Here is a 15,924-nt window from a genome sequence, read left to right as displayed (position 1 = left end):
ATTCAAGCTCGGGATGAGCATAGCGCATCCAGCCCAGGCCACGCATCTGGGCCATGTGAGATATCCGTGAAAGTGCTGAGGATCTGACTGGACGAAGAGTACTCACAGGGTGGCAATGGCACATCCGAGCCATTGATGGATCGGGGCGCGGCTTGCCGCTTGCATTTTTGCCGGGTTGAGAAAATATCAAAAACAATAGCAATAAATTATTTGTGCATCATTGATTTTCAGGTTTTTGACATAAAGAAATTTTGCCGACGAAATGTTAAAAATCCTGGTGTTTACACCTAGTTTCAAAGCTGGTGATTCGATAGTTTTGTGCATAGAATTGCAATAAATTGTGAAAAAGTGAATTTCTTAACAAAGTGAGTGAATCCATGCAAACCAGCTATCCAGCAAGCGCGGGTATGCGCAGGCGAACCGATTGGAGACGACAGGCAGCCACCGCGGTGTGCATGGCCGGCATCGCATGGGCGGGGGGCGCGCACGCGGCTTACACCGTGTCCGGCTCGCCGGCCACGCTGTCAGACGGCTCCATGGACTTGCAATGCGAAGACCTGGTGGTCACTGGCACGTCGCTCACCGTCACCAATTACACCTTCCAGAACGTGGGCCACATCATCATCGGCCCCGGCGCTTCGATCGCCGCTACCAACAGCACCTTCGATGTTTCGGTAACCAACGTGCAGAACAGCGGCTCTTTCAGCGGTGCCTCCTATACCCGCAACTACAGCTGTGGTGGTGGCAGCGGCATCAATCCCCTGCCATCCGCAGCCCCGGTGCCGTCCAACAGCCCGCTCGGCCTGGCGCTGATGAGCCTGTTGCTGGGCGCTGCCATCCCGGCGCGGCGCTGGCTGGGCAAGCGCCGGCAGAACGCACGCTGATACCCCATTCCATTGAACTTGCGAACCACTCAGAAAGTCATCACCATGCAAAAGCACATTTCTTCCCGCGCCGTGGCCAGCCCCTTGCTGGCCGGTCTCCTGCTGGCCCTGGGAGCCTCGGTCCATGCCGCACCGGCCACCGTATCGGGGAATGACGGCGTCGATATCAAGCAGGGCGGCACCACGGTCACCCAGTTCAGAAGCACCGGGGTGACGATGCCGGTGCTGGGTGCGACGGCAGGGTTTGTGAGGGCAGATGCCAGCGGCAATCTGTCGGTGGATCCGACCGGACCGGTGGGGCCGACGGGTGCAACCGGGGCGACTGGCTCGACGGGTGCAACCGGGGCGACTGGGCCTACTGGACCGACGGGCTCGGCGGGAGCTACGGGCTCGACGGGCCCTACCGGAGCCACGGGTGCGACGGGAGCAACAGGCCCTACAGGGGCGACAGGCGCTGAAGGACCGGTGAATTTCTCTGCCTTGGGTGCTGAGTGGGTTGTTGCAACTGGCACGGCTGGCTCTGGTGATCCCAGCCGCTATCAGGTGACGGCAACTTGCCCAAGCGGGAAGGTTGTCATTTCCGGAGGCGGTTCGAACAGCAATGATGTGGCATCTGTGCGTAGCAGTGCGCCCACCGCTGCCCGTGATGGTTGGACAGTGCGCTTCGCAGGTATCCTCATCAATGGGACGGCCACTGCATATGCACTGTGCGTCCCCAGCGCTCCTGCCCCTTGATTCCAGCGCGGGCGCACTGCCCGCGCAATCGCTGGATGGCCGCCATGTGCGGCCCTTTTTGCGCCTGGGCCTGGGATCAATGGCTTGCCTGCGCGAAAGCCATTGATGGCGCACCCTAGCGCCCGCGCAAAAACAGCCCATCCAGCTCGCGCATGCTCAGCTGCCGCCAGGTGGGGCGGCCATGGTTGCACTGGTCCGAGCGCTCGGTGTGCTCCATGTCGCGCAGCAGGGCGTTCATCTCGTCGATGGTGAGCTGGCGGTTGGCACGCACCGCGCCATGGCAGGCCATGGTGGCGAGGATTTCGTTCTGCGCGCGCTGCACCACGGTGCTGGCGTCGTGCTGGGCCAGTTCGGCCAGCACGTTGCGCGCCAGCTCCACCGGATTGCCCTGGGCCAGCGTGGTGGGGGTGGCGCGCACCGCCAGGGTCTTGGGTGAGAAAGGCGCGATCTCCAGCCCCAGCTGCTGCAGCGTGGCCTGGTGCTCTTCCGCGCAGGCCACTTCCTGCGGCGTGGCGGCGAAGGTGGCGGGGATGAGCAGCGGCTGGCTGGCAATCGCATGGGAGCCCTGGATCTGGTTTTTGAGCCGCTCGTAGACGATGCGCTCGTGCGCCGCATGCATGTCCACGATCACCAGGCCCTGGGCATTCTCGGCCAGGATGTAGACGCCATGGATCTGTGCCATCGCACGGCCCAGCGGCCAAGGGGTTGGCGCAGGTGCTGGCGCGGATGGCTGGGGGCTTGGCACGGCGGCTGGCGCGATGTTCGCGCCGGCATCCGGCGCGCTGGTCGGCAGATTCAGGCTCCAGGGTGCGCCGGGCTCCTGGGCGGTGGGCGCCTCGGCAGGTGCTGCCGCAGGGCTGCCCCACAGCACCGCCGCCTGCTCCAGCGCCCGGCGCGAGTCGCCTGCGCGCGGGCTGTCGAAATGCATGGCGGCCTGCGCCTGCCAAAGAGGCGCCGGGGCCTGGGCAGGCGTGGGGTTTTCTGCTGCGGCCGTGGCTTCACCGGCCGCCGCCAGCGCCTGGGCGCGCGGCGCGGCCAGGGCGTTTTCCACGCCGTGGCGCACGGCCTGGTGGACTTCGCGGCTGTCGCGAAAGCGCACCTCGATCTTGGTGGGGTGCACGTTCACGTCCACGCGCATCGGGTCGATGCTGACATAGAGCGCATAGACGGGCTGGCGCTGGCCGTGCAGCACGTCTTCATAGGCGGCACGGGCGGCATGCGTGAGCACCTTGTCGCGCACGAAGCGGCCGTTCACATAGCAGAACTGCTGGTCGGCGCGCGAGCGCGCCGCATCGGGCAGGCCGGCGCGGCCGCGCACCAGCACTGGTCCGGCGCGGTAGTGCACGGCAAGCGACTGCTCCAGAAACTCCTGCCCCAGCACGTCGGCCAGGCGGCGCTCCAGCGCCCGGTCGTAGCTGGCTTCGCGCCCGGCCTCGTCGTCGGGCAGCTCATCCGGCTGCCAGGTGGCGCGCCATTGTTCCACCAGCTTGCCTTCGTGCCAGATGGCAAAGCCCACCTCGGGGCGGGCCAGCGCGTGGCGGCGCACGGCCTCTATGCAGTGGGCCAGTTCGGTGGCGTCGCTCTTGAGGAACTTGCGCCGCGCGGGGGTGCTGAAGAACAGCTCCTTCACCTCCATGGTGGTGCCGGTCTGGCGCGCGGCGGGGCGCAGCTCGCCGCTGCGGGCATCGAGCAGGCAGGCGCCGTCCTGCTCAGCCGGGCGCGAGAGCACGCTCATCTCCGACACCGAGGCGATCGCGGCCAGTGCCTCGCCGCGAAAGCCCATGGTGGCCACCGATTCCAGGTCGTGCAGGTTGCGGATCTTGCTGGTGGCATGGCGGCGCAGCGCGATCGCCAGTTCGCCCTGCGGAATGCCGCAGCCATCGTCCTCCACGGTGATCAGGCGCACACCGCCGGCCATCAGCCGCACGGTGATGCTGCGCGCGCCGGCATCGAGCGCGTTGTCCACCAGCTCGCGCACCACCGAGGCGGGGCGCTCCACCACCTCGCCCGCGGCGATCTGGCTGACCAGTTCGTCGGGCAGATCCTGGATGGGGCGGCGCTGCGCGGGCGCAGGCGTGGCAAGATCGGTTTCAGTCGTCATGGGCGGGGATTCTAGAGTAGAGTAGCCAGCCTGCTGGTTCCGCGGGAATGCAAAAAACATAGCTTTTGGCGCTTGTCTGTATTGGTCTTGAAGGAGTTTTCGTTGGAATATGTTTCGTTGTTGATCGACTTCATCCTGCATGTCGACAAGTACCTGGAATCCTTTGTGGCCAGCTATGGCATGTGGGTGTATGCGCTGCTGTTCGCCATCGTGTTCGTCGAGACCGGCGTGGTGGTGATGCCCTTCCTGCCGGGCGATTCGCTGCTGTTCATCGTGGGCGCGCTGTGCGGCGCCGGGCTGATGGATTTTCCGCTGGCGGTGGCGGTGTTGCTGGTGGCGGCTTTCCTGGGCGACCAGTGCAACTACCAGATCGGGCACCACATCGGCCCCAAGGTATTCCAGTGGGAGGATTCGCGCTGGTTCAACCGCAAGGCCTTCGACCGGGCGCACGCGTTCTATGAGCGCTATGGCGGCATCACCGTGGTGCTGGCGCGCTTCATGCCCTTCATCCGCACCTTTGCGCCTTTTGTCGCGGGCGTGGCGCGCATGAGCCGGGGCAAGTTCGTCGCCTACAACCTGCTCGGCGCCCTGGTCTGGGTGCTGGGCATCTGCACCGCGGGTTATTTCTTCGGCAACCTGCCGCTGGTCAGGCAGCACCTGGAAAAGATCATCTGGGGCTTGATCCTGATCCCCGGCCTGCTGGCCATCTGGGGGGCTTGGCGCGCCGGCAGGAACAGCGGGCAGGAGGCCTGAAGGCCGTTTTCAGGCACGGAATATTCAAATACTGTTAATAATAGGCACACATTATTTCTTCTTGAAATAATTTGGCATGGATGGGGTCCCATCCATGCCTGGAGCGATTGATCTGCCCGAGCTATCGATGGTTCGGGTCTTGCTGCCGGGGCTGCACTGTCTTCAATAGGGGCAATCCTATGTATCTCCGGCATATTTCCCGGCGCACCCTGCGGTGCCTGGCCGCAGGCGTTTCTTTGATGGGTGTGGGCATGGCCTGGGGGGCGGACTACTGGGCCTCCTATTCAGGCGCCGGCGGCGCATCGCTGTCGGGAACCCTGCATGGCACTGCGTTGACCATTGTGAACCAGGACAGCAATTACACGGCCTTGGCGTACCTGAACAATGGCGTGGCCTGGGGCAATACGAATGCCGGCATTTACCCAGCCAGTTTCAACACGAACCCCTACGAGTTCGTGCGTTCGCCCAATGCGAACACCATTTCCCCCGGCAGCCCGTCGGTAGCCGCGATCCAGTTCGCGCAGCCGCTGATCGACCCCATTCTCATCTTCTACAGCCTTGACAATTCGGGGGTCACCGTCCAGGGCACGAAAGACAGTTCCGGCAATGACGCCGTGGTGGACATCCAGTCGAACCAGCCGTCGATGATCAATGCGGCAGCGGCAACGCTGTCCGTGAGCGGCCCGTATCCTGCGGGAACGCCGACTCGCCTGGAGGGATGCATTGCCGGTTCGCAGCGGGTCTGCGGCATCTATCGCTTCACTGGCAGCTATAACGAGCTGAAGCTGGGGCAGTTCCTGGTCTTTGGCGGCCAGGATGGCGTGGGTTTCCAGTTGAGCGTAAGCATCACGCCCACAGCCACGGACGATGCCGGGACGGCGGTATTGGGCAAGTCCGGCGTGGCGGTGGCCAATATCCGCGGCAACGACAAGCTGACCGGCGCGCAGGGCACCACGGTGCCTGCCGATGCAGCCAATACCGTGATCGCTGCCGGCGGCGGCTGGCCCGCGGGTTTCACGCTGGATACCAGCACCGGCTCGGTCAGCGTGGCCAGCAATGTGGCGGCCGGCAGCTATACGCTGCCCTACCGCCTGTGCGACGTGGCGGATGAGCAGAACTGCGCGGATGCCAACATCACGATCACGGTGGCGCCGGCAGCTGCCGCAGCGCCGGTGCCGGCGCTGAATGCGGCGGCTCTGGCGTTGCTGGGACTGTTGACCGCCGGGGCAGGTGTATGGCAGCGGCGCCGCAGCGGCAACTAAGAGGCAAAAAAAGGCCAGCTGTCGCTGGCCAAGGAGGGGTTCGTTGCTGCGGTATCGATGGGGCTTATCTTGCATGAGCCGCGCATAGCAATCCCGAAGTTTGTGTATGCACAGGTGTCAATTTGTCAGGGCTTCTTCACCGCGTCCTTGGCGGCTTCCTTGACATCGCCCGCCGCCTTTTGCAGCTTGCCCTCGACCTCCAGGGCCTTGCCCTTGGCCACCTGCGTGGGGCTGTCGATGGCCTTGCCGACACCGGCTTGCACTTCGCCGGCCACATCCTTGATTTTGCCGACGACTTGATCCTTGTTCATGGAAGCACTCCTTTGATGGCTTGGTGAATGACAAGTCCATTGTTGCGGCCAGCAGGCGCCGAGCGTGTGGGCGGTGTCTGCAAAGCGCGTCGGCATCGCCTGCATGCCCTTGTACGGCCAGGCTGACAGGGCAAGATTTGCTTACATCTCCGGCACTTGCTTGAACGGCGTGCCTTGCTCCAGCGTCTGCAGATAGTGGCGCATGCCGTCGCCTTCGCGGTCCAGAAAGCGCTCCACCGCCGCGGCGAAGCCCGGATGGGCCAGCCAGTGCGCGCTGGGCGTGGTGGTGGGCAGCAGCGCGCGGGCCATTTTGTGCTCGCCCTGGGCGCCGCCCTCGAAGCTGCCAAAGCGCTGCGCTATGCACCACTGCAGCGGCTGGTAGTAGCAGGCCTCGAAGTGCAGGCAGTCCACGCGCTCCAGCGCGCCCCAGTAGCGGCCGTAGGCGCGGGGGGCTGCGCCGCCATCGTCGACGGCGATCAGGCTGCTGGCGATGGGCCGGCCGCCCCGCTCGGCCACGAAGAGCAGCCAATGCTCGGCCATGTGGGCCGCCATGGCCTCGAAGAAGGCCGGCTTCAGGTAGGGCGGGTTGCCGTGCTCCAGGTAGGTGCGCTCGTAGCAGCGGTAGAAGAACTGCCAGTCCTGTGCGGCGATATCCCGGCCTCTTGCGTGGCGAAAGCTCACACCGGCCTCGGCCACCTTGCGCCGCTCCTGGCGGATCTTCTTGCGCTTGTCCTGTTGCAGGGCGGCCAGGAAGTCGTCGAAGTCGCGGTAGGGCTCGGCGCTGCGGTTGTGCCAGTGGAACTGCACCGTCTGGCGCTGCATCAGGCCAGCGGCCTCGGCGGCCTGCAGATCGCTGGCGCTGCCGAACAGCAGATGCAGCGACGAGATGCCCCGCGATTCGCAAAACTGCAGCGCGGCGCGCAGCAGTTGCCCGCGCAGCCCATCGTCCTGCGCCAGCAGCCGGCTGCCCGGCACCGGCGTGAAGGGCACGGCGATCACCGCCTTGGGATAGTAGGCCAGCCCATGCTCGGCATAGGCGCGGGCCCAGGCGAAGTCGAACACGTATTCGCCATAGGAGTGCGCCTTGAGGTACAGGGGGCAGGCCGCCACCAGCACGCCATCGCGCTGCAGCGTGACATGGCAGCTTTGCCAGCCGGTGTCCGCGCCTGTGCTGCCGCTTTCCTCCAGTGCCAGCAGGTATTCGTGGCGCATGAAGGGCGTGGCGTGCGGCGCCTCGCGCCACAGCCGGTTCCAGGCGGCGGCGGGTATGGACTGCATGCGGTCGTGGATATGCGCGGTGATGGAAGACATCGCGCAATGGTAATTTGTGCGATAGTTCCCCGCTGGACGAACCTGACCGATTGCACGATGACTTTCGCAATAGCCGTGGCCCAGCTGAATCTGGTGGTGGGCGACATGCAGGGCAATGCCCGCAAGATGGTGGAGGCGGCTGCGCAGGCCGCGGGCCAGGGCGCTAAGCTGCTGCTCACGCCCGAGCTGGGCATCTGCGGCTATGCGGCCGAAGACCTGTACCAGCGGCCTTCGTTCCTGGCCGAATGCGACGCCGCGCTGGCCGTGGTGGTTGAGGCCTCGGCCCAGTGGCCCGGGCTGACGCTGGTGGTGGGCCATCCGATGCAGGCGCCGCGGCAGGGCCGGCCGCTGTGCTACAACGCCGCCAGCGTGGTGCGCAACGGCGCCGTAGCCGCTACCTACTACAAGCGTGCGCTGCCCAATTACCGCGAGTTCGACGAGGAACGCTATTTCGCCACCGGCGATGCACCCTGCGTGTTCGAGGTCGAGGGCCTGCGCGTCGGCCTGCTGATCTGCGAAGACGCCTGGCGGCCCGAGGCGGCGCTCAGCGCGCAACGGGCCGGGGCGCAGCTGCTGGCGGTGATCAATGCCTCGCCGTTCCAGATCGACAAGCCGCAGCAGCGCGAGGCGGTGATGGCCGAGCGCGTGCGCGAAACCGGCCTGCCCATGGTCTATGCCCACCTGGTGGGAGGGCAGGACGAGCTGGTGTTCGACGGCCATTCGTTCGCGCTGCAAGCGGACGGCAGCGTGGCGGCGCGGGCGCCGGGTTTTGTGGAAGAGCTGCTGCTGGTGCAGGTGGATCAGGCGCCGGCCGGCATCGGCTTGTCCGGTGCCGTTGCCGCGCTGGGCGACACCAACAGCCAGCTGTGGCATGCGCTGGTGCTGGCGGTGCGCGACTACCTGGGCAAGACCGGTTTTCCCGGCGCGGTGCTGGGCCTGTCGGGCGGCATCGATTCCGCGCTGGTGCTGGCGATCGCGGTGGACGCGCTGGGTGCCGGCAAGGTCCGCACGGTGATGATGCCGTCGCCCTACACGGCCGACATCAGCTGGATCGACGCCCGCGAGATGGCCGAGCGCCTGGGCGTGCAGTACGAGGAGATTTCGATCGCGCCCATGTTCGAGGGCTTCAAGGCCGCGCTGGCCGCGGACTTTGCGGGCCGCGCCGAGGACACGACCGAGGAGAACCTGCAGGCGCGCATCCGCGGTACGCTGCTGATGGCGTTGTCCAACAAGTTCGGCTCCATCGTGCTGACCACCGGCAACAAGAGCGAGATGGCCACCGGCTACTGCACGTTGTACGGTGACATGGCGGGCGGCTTTGCGGTGCTGCGCGACGTGCTCAAGACCCGGGTGTTCGAGCTGGCGCGCTGGCGCAATGCCCACGACCCGTACGGCACCGGCCGCGACCCGATTCCCGAGCGCATCATCACCCGCCCGCCCAGCGCCGAGCTGCGGCCGGACCAGAAGGACCAGGACAGCCTGCCGCCCTACGAGGTGCTCGATGCCATCATCATGCGCTACATGGAGCGGGACGAGGGCATCGAGAGCATCGTGCAGGCCGGCTATGCGCGCGCCGACGTGGAGCGGGTGGTGCGGCTGATCCGCATCAACGAATACAAGCGCCGCCAGGCCGCGGTGGGGCCACGGCTGTCGGAGCGGGGCTTCGGCCGCGACTGGCGCTATCCGATCACCAACCGGTTCCGGGGCTGAGGTGGTGGCCGTGCCACAATAGGCCATCCAGCCCCTTTCGCTAATTCCAGGAGAGTTCCCCATGAAGATGATTACCGCCGTTATCAAACCGTTCAAGCTCGACGAAGTGCGCGAGGCGCTGGCCGAAGTGGGCGTGACCGGTCTGACGGTGAGCGAGGTCAAGGGCTTTGGCCGCCAGAAGGGGCACACCGAGCTGTACCGCGGCGCGGAATACGTGGTGGACTTCCTGCCCAAGATGAAGATCGAGGTGGTGGTCAAGGAAGAAGACGTGGAGCGCTGCGTGGATGCGGTGGTCAATGCCGCGCGCACCGGCAAGATCGGCGACGGCAAGATCTTCGTCACCGAGGTGCAGCGGGTGATCCGCATCCGCACCGGCGATCTGGACGAGGCCGCGGTATAGGCCGGAAATTGCGGCGTGCGTGCTGCCAGCCATAGGAAAAAATGCGCCTTCAAGGCGCATTTTTTATCGCCGGGCCGCCCCAAGATAAAAAAGCGCCCCTCCCGGAGGGGCAGCGACCCAACGCAGTGGGGAGCGTGGGGAGCCATTTTTTATTGGGGGCGGCTGGGCGCTAGAGCACTTGGCGCAGCTCGTCCGAGATGGTGCTCAGCCCGGCGTTCTCCACCATGCGGGCCAGCAGCGTTGGCACCTCGGCATGGGACTCGATCAGCCCCATCTGCCATTCGCCCATGAAGCCGTGGCCCACGCACTGCTGCAGGAACTGCAGCATGCTGTCGTAGTAGCCGCCGGCGTTCAGCAGTCCGATGGGCTTGTCGTGGTAGCCCAGCTGGCGCCAGGTCCAGACCTCGAACAGCTCCTCGAAGGTGCCTATGCCGCCGGGCAGGGCCACGAAAGCATCGCTGCGCTCGGCCATCATCGCCTTGCGCTCATGCATGGTGGCCACCACATGCAGCTCGTCGCACAGCTCGTTGGCCAGCTCCTTGTCGACCAGGGCCTGCGGAATGATGCCGACGACGCGGCCGCCGGCTTCGCGCGCGGCGTGGGCTACCGTGCCCATCAGCCCGGTCTTGCCGCCGCCGTAGACCAGCTGGCCGCCATGCCGGCCTATCCAGTGGCCTACCGACTGCGCGGCCTGCGCGTAGGCGGCATCGTCACCCGGGCGCGAGCCGCAGTAGACGCAGATGGAAAAGGCCGGAGCGGGGGATGTGGAGCTTGGGTTCATGCAAATCTTTCATAGAGCGCCGCGCCCCAGACCGCGATGCACAGGCCCACGGACAGCAGCACGGCGGCGCTGCCCATGTCCTTGGCGTTCTTGGACAACTCGTGCCACTGGGGGCCGAAGCGGTCGATGGCCGCTTCCACCGCGCTGTTGAGCAACTCGACCACCAGCACCAGCACCACCGGCGCGGCCAGCAGCGCCCATTCGCGCCAGTCGCGCGCCAGCCAGGCGGCCGTGGGCAGCATCACCACGGCGGCGATCACCTCCTGGCGGAAGGCGGTCTCGCGCCAGGCCGCGCGCAGCCCGGCCATCGAGTAGCCCGCGGCATGCCAGATGCGGCGCAGGCCGGCGCGGGCCTTTTGCGGATTGACCTCGGCAAAGGGGTCGGGGGAAGAGGGCGGGTGGGACATATCGAAACGAAACCGAAGAGCGCATGCGACACGAAAGTGCGGCCGGACCAGCGCGGCTGCCGCAGGCGGCAGGCTGCTACGCTAGAGGGGGCAGCCGGCGCGTGCTATTTCTTCGCAACAGGCTGATTTTGCACCAAACGCGTGCCCGCCAGCGCATCGTGCCAGAACTGTTGCTGCGGATGCAGCCGGCTGGCCAGCGCCCAGACCGTAATCCAGCCGGCCAGCAGCACGCTGGTCTCTAGCACCGGCAGGTGAAAAGGCAGGGTGACCACCAGCGGTGGCAGAAACCACAGCCAGCTCAGGCAATAGCGCGCCAGGGCCCGCAGCTGGGTCAGCGGCCGGCCCTGGCGGTCCACCACGCGGATGTGCCAAGTCTTCATCGCCAGGGTCTGGCCCTTGTGCCAGAACCAGCCGAAGTAAATGCCGAAGATCACAAAAAGAAACAGTTGCAGGCCATGCCGGTTGTCCATGGCGTTGCGGGTCTGGCTCAGGGTGCCGTAGAGATAGCCGGCGATGAACACCACGCCGAACAGCAGCATGCCCTCGTACAGCCAGCAGGCCATGCGGCGGGCCAATCCTGGGGCCTGCAGCGCGGTGCTAGAGCCGGAAGCGATCGTGCTCGCAGGCTGGGCAGTGGCGGGATGAGGCATGGCGGATCAGGAGCCTTCGCCAAAGACGGGCCGCTCGGCCATCGCGCCCTGGTGGATGGCGGGGGGCAGCGGGGTCGGCGTGACCGTGCCTGGGGTTTGCACCGGCGAGGTTTCGGCTGGCGGTGGCGGCAGCGGAGGGGGCGGCGAAGAGAGCGAAGCAGGCGGGACTGGCGGGCTTGGCGGCAGCGGGGCCGGCGTGCCGATCTCCACCGTGGTGACCGGCGGGCGCGACTGGATCTTGATTTCGGGCGGCGGCAGGATCTTGGGCGGGTTGGCCCGGTTGGGGTTGATGGCCGCCGCGGGAATCTTCACCAGCCGGGACGACGCCTTGGAGCTGGGCCGCAGCGCCAGCGCCACGCCGGGCGTGTGCGGACCGCCCTGGGCCAGGCGTTTGCGTTCGCGCGCGCTCAGCGCCTGGTATTCCTCCCAGAGTTCGCGCTTGCGCTCCGAAGGGAGGCTGTTGACGTTGGCATAGTTGAGCCGGGCCTGGCTCTGCTCGTGCAGGCTGAACTTGGCCCAGTCCTTCATGTGCTCGCCGATGCGGGCCTGCTCATCGGCCGAGAAATCGTCGAAGCTGTCGGCAATCAGGATCCAGCGGCGCTTTTGCGGCACGCTGATCGCGTCCCACTGGGCCTGCAGCGGCGCGAGGACCTTCTGCTCGTCCTCGTCGAGGCTGTCCCAGTCCGGGCCTTCGCCGGGGCGGGGCGTGCTGTAGCGGATCGTGGCCGGGGCACTGACCCAGTCGGTCGGCGCGCTGCCGTAGATGTTGCTGGAGCGGGGCACGGCCCAGATGCCGCCCATAGCGAAAGCAGCCAGCAAGATGCTGGCTGTCGCGGTGAGAAGCAGGGCGGGCCTGGGGCTCTCGTCGGATGTAAGGTGATGCTGGTCGTGTCTCAATGCTGGTCAACAGGCTTGGTGGCGGGCTTCGCCATCGTCGCAGTTTTCAGATACTGGGCGAATCCAGGATCAGTATAGGCGCTGGGAGGCAGCTCGTCAGCGAGCAGCGTGGCATCGAAGGCGGCCATTTCGCTGGCGCCTTCGTCCGCCTGCACGCCATTGAAGAACACCAGGCCGGCCGCGAGCGCGCCCAGCGGCACCGCCGACACGGCGGCGCGCCACCATTTGCGTACGCCCGAGATCGCGGTGCTGCTGCTCTCAGGGGCCGGATGGCGGGCGATGGCGGGCTCGGCCACCACCTTGCGGCGGGCCAGCGCCTGCTCGCGGGCGGCGCGCAATCGCTCGCCGATGTCGTATCCGAGCTCGGATTCACCTTCCGCCAGGCGAGCGGCGATACGGCGGGCGAATGCGTCGGCGCTGGCGGTCTGAAGAGAGGCTGGTTGGTGGCGGTTCATAGCTCGATTCCTTTGGCCTTGAGCACTTTGCTCAAGGTTTGGATGGCCCGGAAGCAATGGGTCTTGACGCTCCCTTCGGAGCAACCCATGGCTGCAGCAGTCTCTGCAATGTCCATCTCTTCCCAGTAACGCATGAGAAACGCTTCGCGTTGACGCGCTGGCAACTCTTGTATCTCTTTTTCGATCAATGCAAGTGTTTGTACCCGGCGGGTATGGTCCTCGGCGCTCTGTTCGGCCTCGCCCGAGGACGCATTGTACGTCTCCAGCAGGTCGAAGTCGCCATCGTCGTCCGGGCCTTCGAAGTCGCTGAGATTGCTGAAGATGGCGTTGCGCGTCTTCTGGCGGCGGAACCAGTCCAGCGTGCTGTTGGACAGGATGCGCTGGAACAGCATCGGCAGCTCCGCCGGCGGCTTGTCGCCATAGTGCTCGGCCAGCTTGAGCATGCTGTCCTGCACGATGTCCAGGGCCGCGTCCTCGTTGCGCACATGAAAAAGCGAGCGCTTGAAAGCTCGCTTTTCAACGCTTTTGAGGAAGTCGGAGAGTTCTCTTTCGGTAGCCAATCTCAGTCAGACCTAGAGCATTTCGGGATGCGGTGTTGTGCTTTTTGTACATCCAAGATGCACCATGAAAGCGTGCGATTATCGCATTGCAGCTAATTTTTTCCAGCTTAGTCGCACAAATGCGATGCTGCAGTGCGATAATCTATTTTCATCTATACAAATGGCAAAAGGGTCACGGTCCGGCGTCGCAAGCATCTCGCCTATGTCCTTGGCCTCAAGTTCCGAGTGGGCTTCACAAGAGCTGCGCAAGGGGCACCCTAGGTTTTTCGTTAGAGAAATTCGCAAAGGTTGATCATGGAAATGTCCAAAGCTGAACTCTCCTCAGCAGCCGCTGCCGCGCAGCAACCCCAGGAATTGATGGGCGCCGAAGTGCTGGTCAAGGCACTGCAGGCCGAAGGCGTGAAGTACATCTGGGGCTACCCGGGCGGCGCCGTTCTCTATATCTACGATGCCCTGTACAAGCAGGACACCATGCAGCATGTGCTCGTGCGCCATGAACAGGCGGCGGTGCATGCGGCCGACGGCTACGCCCGTGCCACGGGCGATGTGGGCGTGGCGCTGGTCACGTCCGGCCCCGGCCTGACCAATGCGGTCACCGGTATTGCCACTGCTTACATGGACAGCATCCCGATGGTGATCGTCTCGGGCCAGGTGCCCACCGCGGCGATCGGCCTTGATGCCTTCCAGGAATGCGACACCGTCGGCATCACCCGCCCCATCGTCAAGCACAATTTCCTGGTCAAGGACGTGCGCGACCTGGCGGCTACGATGAAGAAGGCCTTCCATGTGGCGCGCACCGGCCGTCCCGGCCCGGTGGTGGTCGACATCCCGAAGGACGTGTCGTTCAAGAAGGTGCTGTACAGCGGCTATCCGCAGACGGTGGAGATGCGCTCGTACAACCCGGTGAAGAAGGGGCACAGCGGCCAGATCCGCAAGGCGCTGCAGCTGCTGCTGTCGGCCAAGCGCCCCTATATCTATACCGGTGGCGGCGTGTTGCTGAGCGGCGCCGAAAAAGAGCTGCGCACGCTGGTGGACATGCTGGGCTATCCCGTGACCCACACGCTGATGGGCCTGGGCGCCTATCCGGCTTCGGACCGCAAGTTCCTGGGCATGCTGGGCATGCACGGCACGATCGAGGCCAACAACGCCATGCAGAACTGCGACGTGCTGCTGGCCGTGGGCGCGCGCTTCGACGACCGCGTGATCGGCAATCCCAAGCACTTCATGTCGGTGCCCGAGCGCAAGATCATCCATGTGGACGTCGATCCGTCCAGCATCTCCAAGCGCGTGCGCGTCGATGTGCCCATCGTCGGCGATGTGAAGGAAGTGCTCACCGAGCTGATCGCGATGATCCGCGAGGCCACTGCCCGGCCCGATGCCGCCGCGCTCGAGGCCTGGTGGAAGACCATCGAGGGCTGGCGCAGCCGCGACTGCCTGCGCTACGACCGCGAGAACACCGAGGTCATCAAGCCGCAGTACGTGGTCGAGACGCTGTGGAACATGACCAAGGATGCGGACACCTACATCACCTCCGACGTGGGCCAGCACCAGATGTGGGCTGCGCAATACTACCGTTTCGATGAGTCGCGCCGCTGGATCAACTCGGGCGGCCTGGGCACCATGGGCGTGGGCATCCCGTACGCCATGGGCATCAAGCTCGCCAAGCCCGACAGCGAGGTGTTCTGCATCACCGGCGAAGGCTCGGTGCAGATGTGCATCCAGGAGTTGGCCACCTGCCGCCAGTACGAGACGCCGATCATCATCTGCTCGTTGAACAACCGCTACCTGGGCATGGTGCGCCAGTGGCAGGAGATCGAGTACTCGGGCCGCTACAGCCACAGCTACATGGATTCGCTGCCCGATTTCGTGAAGCTGGCCGAGGCCTATGGCCACGTGGGCATGCTCATCGAGAAGCCCCAGGACGTGGAGGCCGCGCTGCGAGAGGCGCGCCGCATCGCGCGCGAAGAGCGCAAGAGCGTGTTCCTCGACTTCCGCACCGACCCCACCGAGAACGTGTTCCCGATGGTGCAGGCCGGCAAGGGCATCACCGAAATGCTGCTGGGGGCCGAGGATCTTTAAAGAGGCTGCTGCCGGCGCCGGCTCGGCAGGTGCGGGCCGCGCTTCTTTGCATAGTATTTTTTGACGAATCTATTGTCTGCCAAGCCCAGTGCTTACCGGTGCTGGGGGAGGGCAGCGAAAAGAGGAATCTTCTCTCATGAAACACATCATTGCCGTTCTGCTGGAGAACGAACCCGGTGCGCTGTCCCGTGTGGTGGCGCTTTTCTCGGCCCGTGGCTACAACATCGAGTCGCTGACCGTGGCGCCCACCGAGGATGCCTCGCTGTCGCGCATGACCATCACCACCGCCGGCTCGGACGACGTGATCGAGCAGATCACCAAGCACCTGAACCGGCTGATCGAGGTGGTCAAGGTGGTTGACCTGACCGAAGGCGCCTACACCGAGCGCGAGCTGATGATGGTCAAGGTGCGCGCCGTGGGCAAGGAGCGCGAGGAGATGAAGCGCATGGCCGACATCTTCCGCGGCCGCATCATCGACGTCACCGAGAAGAGCTACACCATCGAAATCACCGGCGATCAGTCCAAGAACGACGCCTTCCTGAACGCCATCGAGCGCAGTGCCATCCTGGAGACCGTGCGCACGGGCTCCAGCGGCATTGGCCGCGGCGAACGCATCCTGCGCGTATAA

General features: G+C 65.2%; 16 protein-coding genes. 7 read left to right on the top strand and 9 right to left on the bottom strand.

Annotated features, from left to right (window positions below; genetic code table 11):
• Positions 1-455 precede the first annotated feature (455 nt).
• Positions 456-884, top strand: a complete 429-nt coding sequence (locus ACODRX_RS08045; protein ID WP_488870791.1) for a hypothetical protein — start codon at positions 456-458, stop codon at positions 882-884.
• Positions 885-1,734: 850 nt separating this feature from the next.
• On the opposite strand, the gene mutL is transcribed toward ACODRX_RS08045, so the two are convergent.
• Entirely contained in the window at positions 1,735-3,720 is a 1,986-nt protein-coding gene (mutL, locus tag ACODRX_RS08040) for a DNA mismatch repair endonuclease MutL (protein WP_488870790.1), read from the bottom strand.
• 102 nt (positions 3,721-3,822) lie between these two features.
• Here mutL and ACODRX_RS08035 point away from each other — a divergent pair, with 102 nt between their 5' ends.
• A complete protein-coding gene (locus ACODRX_RS08035) occupies positions 3,823-4,473 on the top strand; it encodes a DedA family protein (protein WP_488870788.1) in 651 nt (216 codons plus the stop codon).
• An 821-nt stretch (positions 4,474-5,294) separates the two neighbouring features.
• Entirely contained in the window at positions 5,295-5,735 is a 441-nt protein-coding gene (locus tag ACODRX_RS08030) for an IPTL-CTERM sorting domain-containing protein (protein ID WP_488870936.1), read from the top strand.
• 125 nt (positions 5,736-5,860) lie between these two features.
• On the opposite strand, the gene ACODRX_RS08025 is transcribed toward ACODRX_RS08030, so the two are convergent.
• The gene (locus tag ACODRX_RS08025) at positions 5,861-6,046 is read right to left on the bottom strand and encodes a CsbD family protein (RefSeq protein ID WP_488870787.1); all 186 of its coding nucleotides are present in this window, start codon (positions 6,044-6,046) and stop codon (positions 5,861-5,863) included.
• Between the two features lie 141 nt (positions 6,047-6,187).
• Positions 6,188-7,357 carry a GNAT family N-acetyltransferase gene (locus tag ACODRX_RS08020; protein WP_488870786.1) on the bottom strand — a complete coding sequence of 390 codons (1,170 nt, stop codon included), beginning with the start codon at positions 7,355-7,357 and terminating at the stop codon, positions 6,188-6,190.
• Between the two features lie 57 nt (positions 7,358-7,414).
• On the opposite strand from ACODRX_RS08020, the gene ACODRX_RS08015 reads away from it, so the two are divergent.
• Entirely contained in the window at positions 7,415-9,067 is a 1,653-nt protein-coding gene (locus tag ACODRX_RS08015; protein ID WP_488870784.1) for an NAD+ synthase, read from the top strand.
• Between the two features lie 61 nt (positions 9,068-9,128).
• Positions 9,129-9,467: a P-II family nitrogen regulator gene (locus ACODRX_RS08010; protein ID WP_488870782.1), complete on the top strand. Its 339-nt coding sequence runs from the start codon at positions 9,129-9,131 to the stop codon at positions 9,465-9,467.
• A gap of 169 nt (positions 9,468-9,636) precedes the next feature.
• On the opposite strand, the gene ACODRX_RS08005 is transcribed toward ACODRX_RS08010, so the two are convergent.
• The 6 genes from ACODRX_RS08005 to ACODRX_RS07980 all read right to left on the bottom strand — a co-directional run bounded on the left by ACODRX_RS08005 (position 9,637) and on the right by ACODRX_RS07980 (position 13,217).
• Positions 9,637-10,248 carry an LOG family protein gene (locus tag ACODRX_RS08005; protein ID WP_488870780.1) on the bottom strand — a complete coding sequence of 204 codons (612 nt, stop codon included), beginning with the start codon at positions 10,246-10,248 and terminating at the stop codon, positions 9,637-9,639.
• Positions 10,245-10,655, bottom strand: a complete 411-nt coding sequence (locus tag ACODRX_RS08000; protein ID WP_488870778.1) for a diacylglycerol kinase — start codon at positions 10,653-10,655, stop codon at positions 10,245-10,247. The genes ACODRX_RS08005 and ACODRX_RS08000 overlap by 4 nt, the downstream gene beginning before the upstream one ends.
• Before the next feature lie 104 nt (positions 10,656-10,759).
• Complete coding sequence (locus ACODRX_RS07995; protein WP_488870776.1) at positions 10,760-11,305, bottom strand: RDD family protein; 546 nt, start codon at positions 11,303-11,305, stop codon at positions 10,760-10,762.
• Between the two features lie 6 nt (positions 11,306-11,311).
• Positions 11,312-12,088 (bottom strand): DUF3106 domain-containing protein, encoded by a 777-nt coding sequence (locus ACODRX_RS07990; RefSeq protein WP_488870774.1) that lies wholly within the window; start codon positions 12,086-12,088, stop codon positions 11,312-11,314.
• Between the two features lie 110 nt (positions 12,089-12,198).
• On the bottom strand, positions 12,199-12,657 hold the full coding sequence (locus tag ACODRX_RS07985; protein ID WP_488870772.1) for a DUF3619 family protein: 459 nt from the start codon (positions 12,655-12,657) through the stop codon (positions 12,199-12,201).
• Entirely contained in the window at positions 12,654-13,217 is a 564-nt protein-coding gene (locus ACODRX_RS07980) for an RNA polymerase sigma factor (protein ID WP_488870770.1), read from the bottom strand. Before ACODRX_RS07980 ends, ACODRX_RS07985 begins: the two co-directional genes overlap by 4 nt.
• Positions 13,218-13,511: 294 nt before the next feature.
• Between ACODRX_RS07980 and ACODRX_RS07975 the strand changes: the two genes are divergently transcribed.
• Complete coding sequence (locus ACODRX_RS07975; RefSeq protein WP_488870768.1) at positions 13,512-15,296, top strand: acetolactate synthase 3 catalytic subunit; 1,785 nt, start codon at positions 13,512-13,514, stop codon at positions 15,294-15,296.
• 136 nt (positions 15,297-15,432) lie between these two features.
• Positions 15,433-15,924 (top strand): acetolactate synthase small subunit, encoded by a 492-nt coding sequence (ilvN, locus tag ACODRX_RS07970; protein ID WP_488870767.1) that lies wholly within the window; start codon positions 15,433-15,435, stop codon positions 15,922-15,924.

The sequence above is a fragment of the Comamonas sp. FG99 genome (assembly GCF_057808605.1).
The sequence above is the reverse complement of the archived record's forward strand: the minus strand, read 5'-3'. Positions and strand labels throughout refer to the sequence as shown.

What these genes read in the sequence shown, in the direction of transcription:
- ACODRX_RS08025 (WP_488870787.1), bottom strand. Translation starts at nt 6,046, where the DNA reads ATGAACAAGGATCAAGTCGTCGGCAAAATCAAGGATGTGGCCGGCGAA.
- ACODRX_RS08010 (WP_488870782.1), top strand. Translation starts at nt 9,129, where the DNA reads ATGAAGATGATTACCGCCGTTATCAAACCGTTCAAGCTCGACGAAGTG.
- ACODRX_RS07975 (WP_488870768.1), top strand. Translation starts at nt 13,512, where the DNA reads ATGGAAATGTCCAAAGCTGAACTCTCCTCAGCAGCCGCTGCCGCGCAG.
- ACODRX_RS08045 (WP_488870791.1), top strand. Translation starts at nt 456, where the DNA reads ATGGCCGGCATCGCATGGGCGGGGGGCGCGCACGCGGCTTACACCGTG.
- ACODRX_RS08000 (WP_488870778.1), bottom strand. Translation starts at nt 10,655, where the DNA reads ATGTCCCACCCGCCCTCTTCCCCCGACCCCTTTGCCGAGGTCAATCCG.
- ACODRX_RS08020 (WP_488870786.1), bottom strand. Translation starts at nt 7,357, where the DNA reads ATGTCTTCCATCACCGCGCATATCCACGACCGCATGCAGTCCATACCC.
- ACODRX_RS08015 (WP_488870784.1), top strand. Translation starts at nt 7,415, where the DNA reads ATGACTTTCGCAATAGCCGTGGCCCAGCTGAATCTGGTGGTGGGCGAC.
- mutL (WP_488870790.1), bottom strand. Translation starts at nt 3,720, where the DNA reads ATGACGACTGAAACCGATCTTGCCACGCCTGCGCCCGCGCAGCGCCGC.
- ilvN (WP_488870767.1), top strand. Translation starts at nt 15,433, where the DNA reads ATGAAACACATCATTGCCGTTCTGCTGGAGAACGAACCCGGTGCGCTG.
- ACODRX_RS07985 (WP_488870772.1), bottom strand. Translation starts at nt 12,657, where the DNA reads ATGAACCGCCACCAACCAGCCTCTCTTCAGACCGCCAGCGCCGACGCA.
- ACODRX_RS08005 (WP_488870780.1), bottom strand. Translation starts at nt 10,248, where the DNA reads ATGAACCCAAGCTCCACATCCCCCGCTCCGGCCTTTTCCATCTGCGTC.
- ACODRX_RS07995 (WP_488870776.1), bottom strand. Translation starts at nt 11,305, where the DNA reads ATGCCTCATCCCGCCACTGCCCAGCCTGCGAGCACGATCGCTTCCGGC.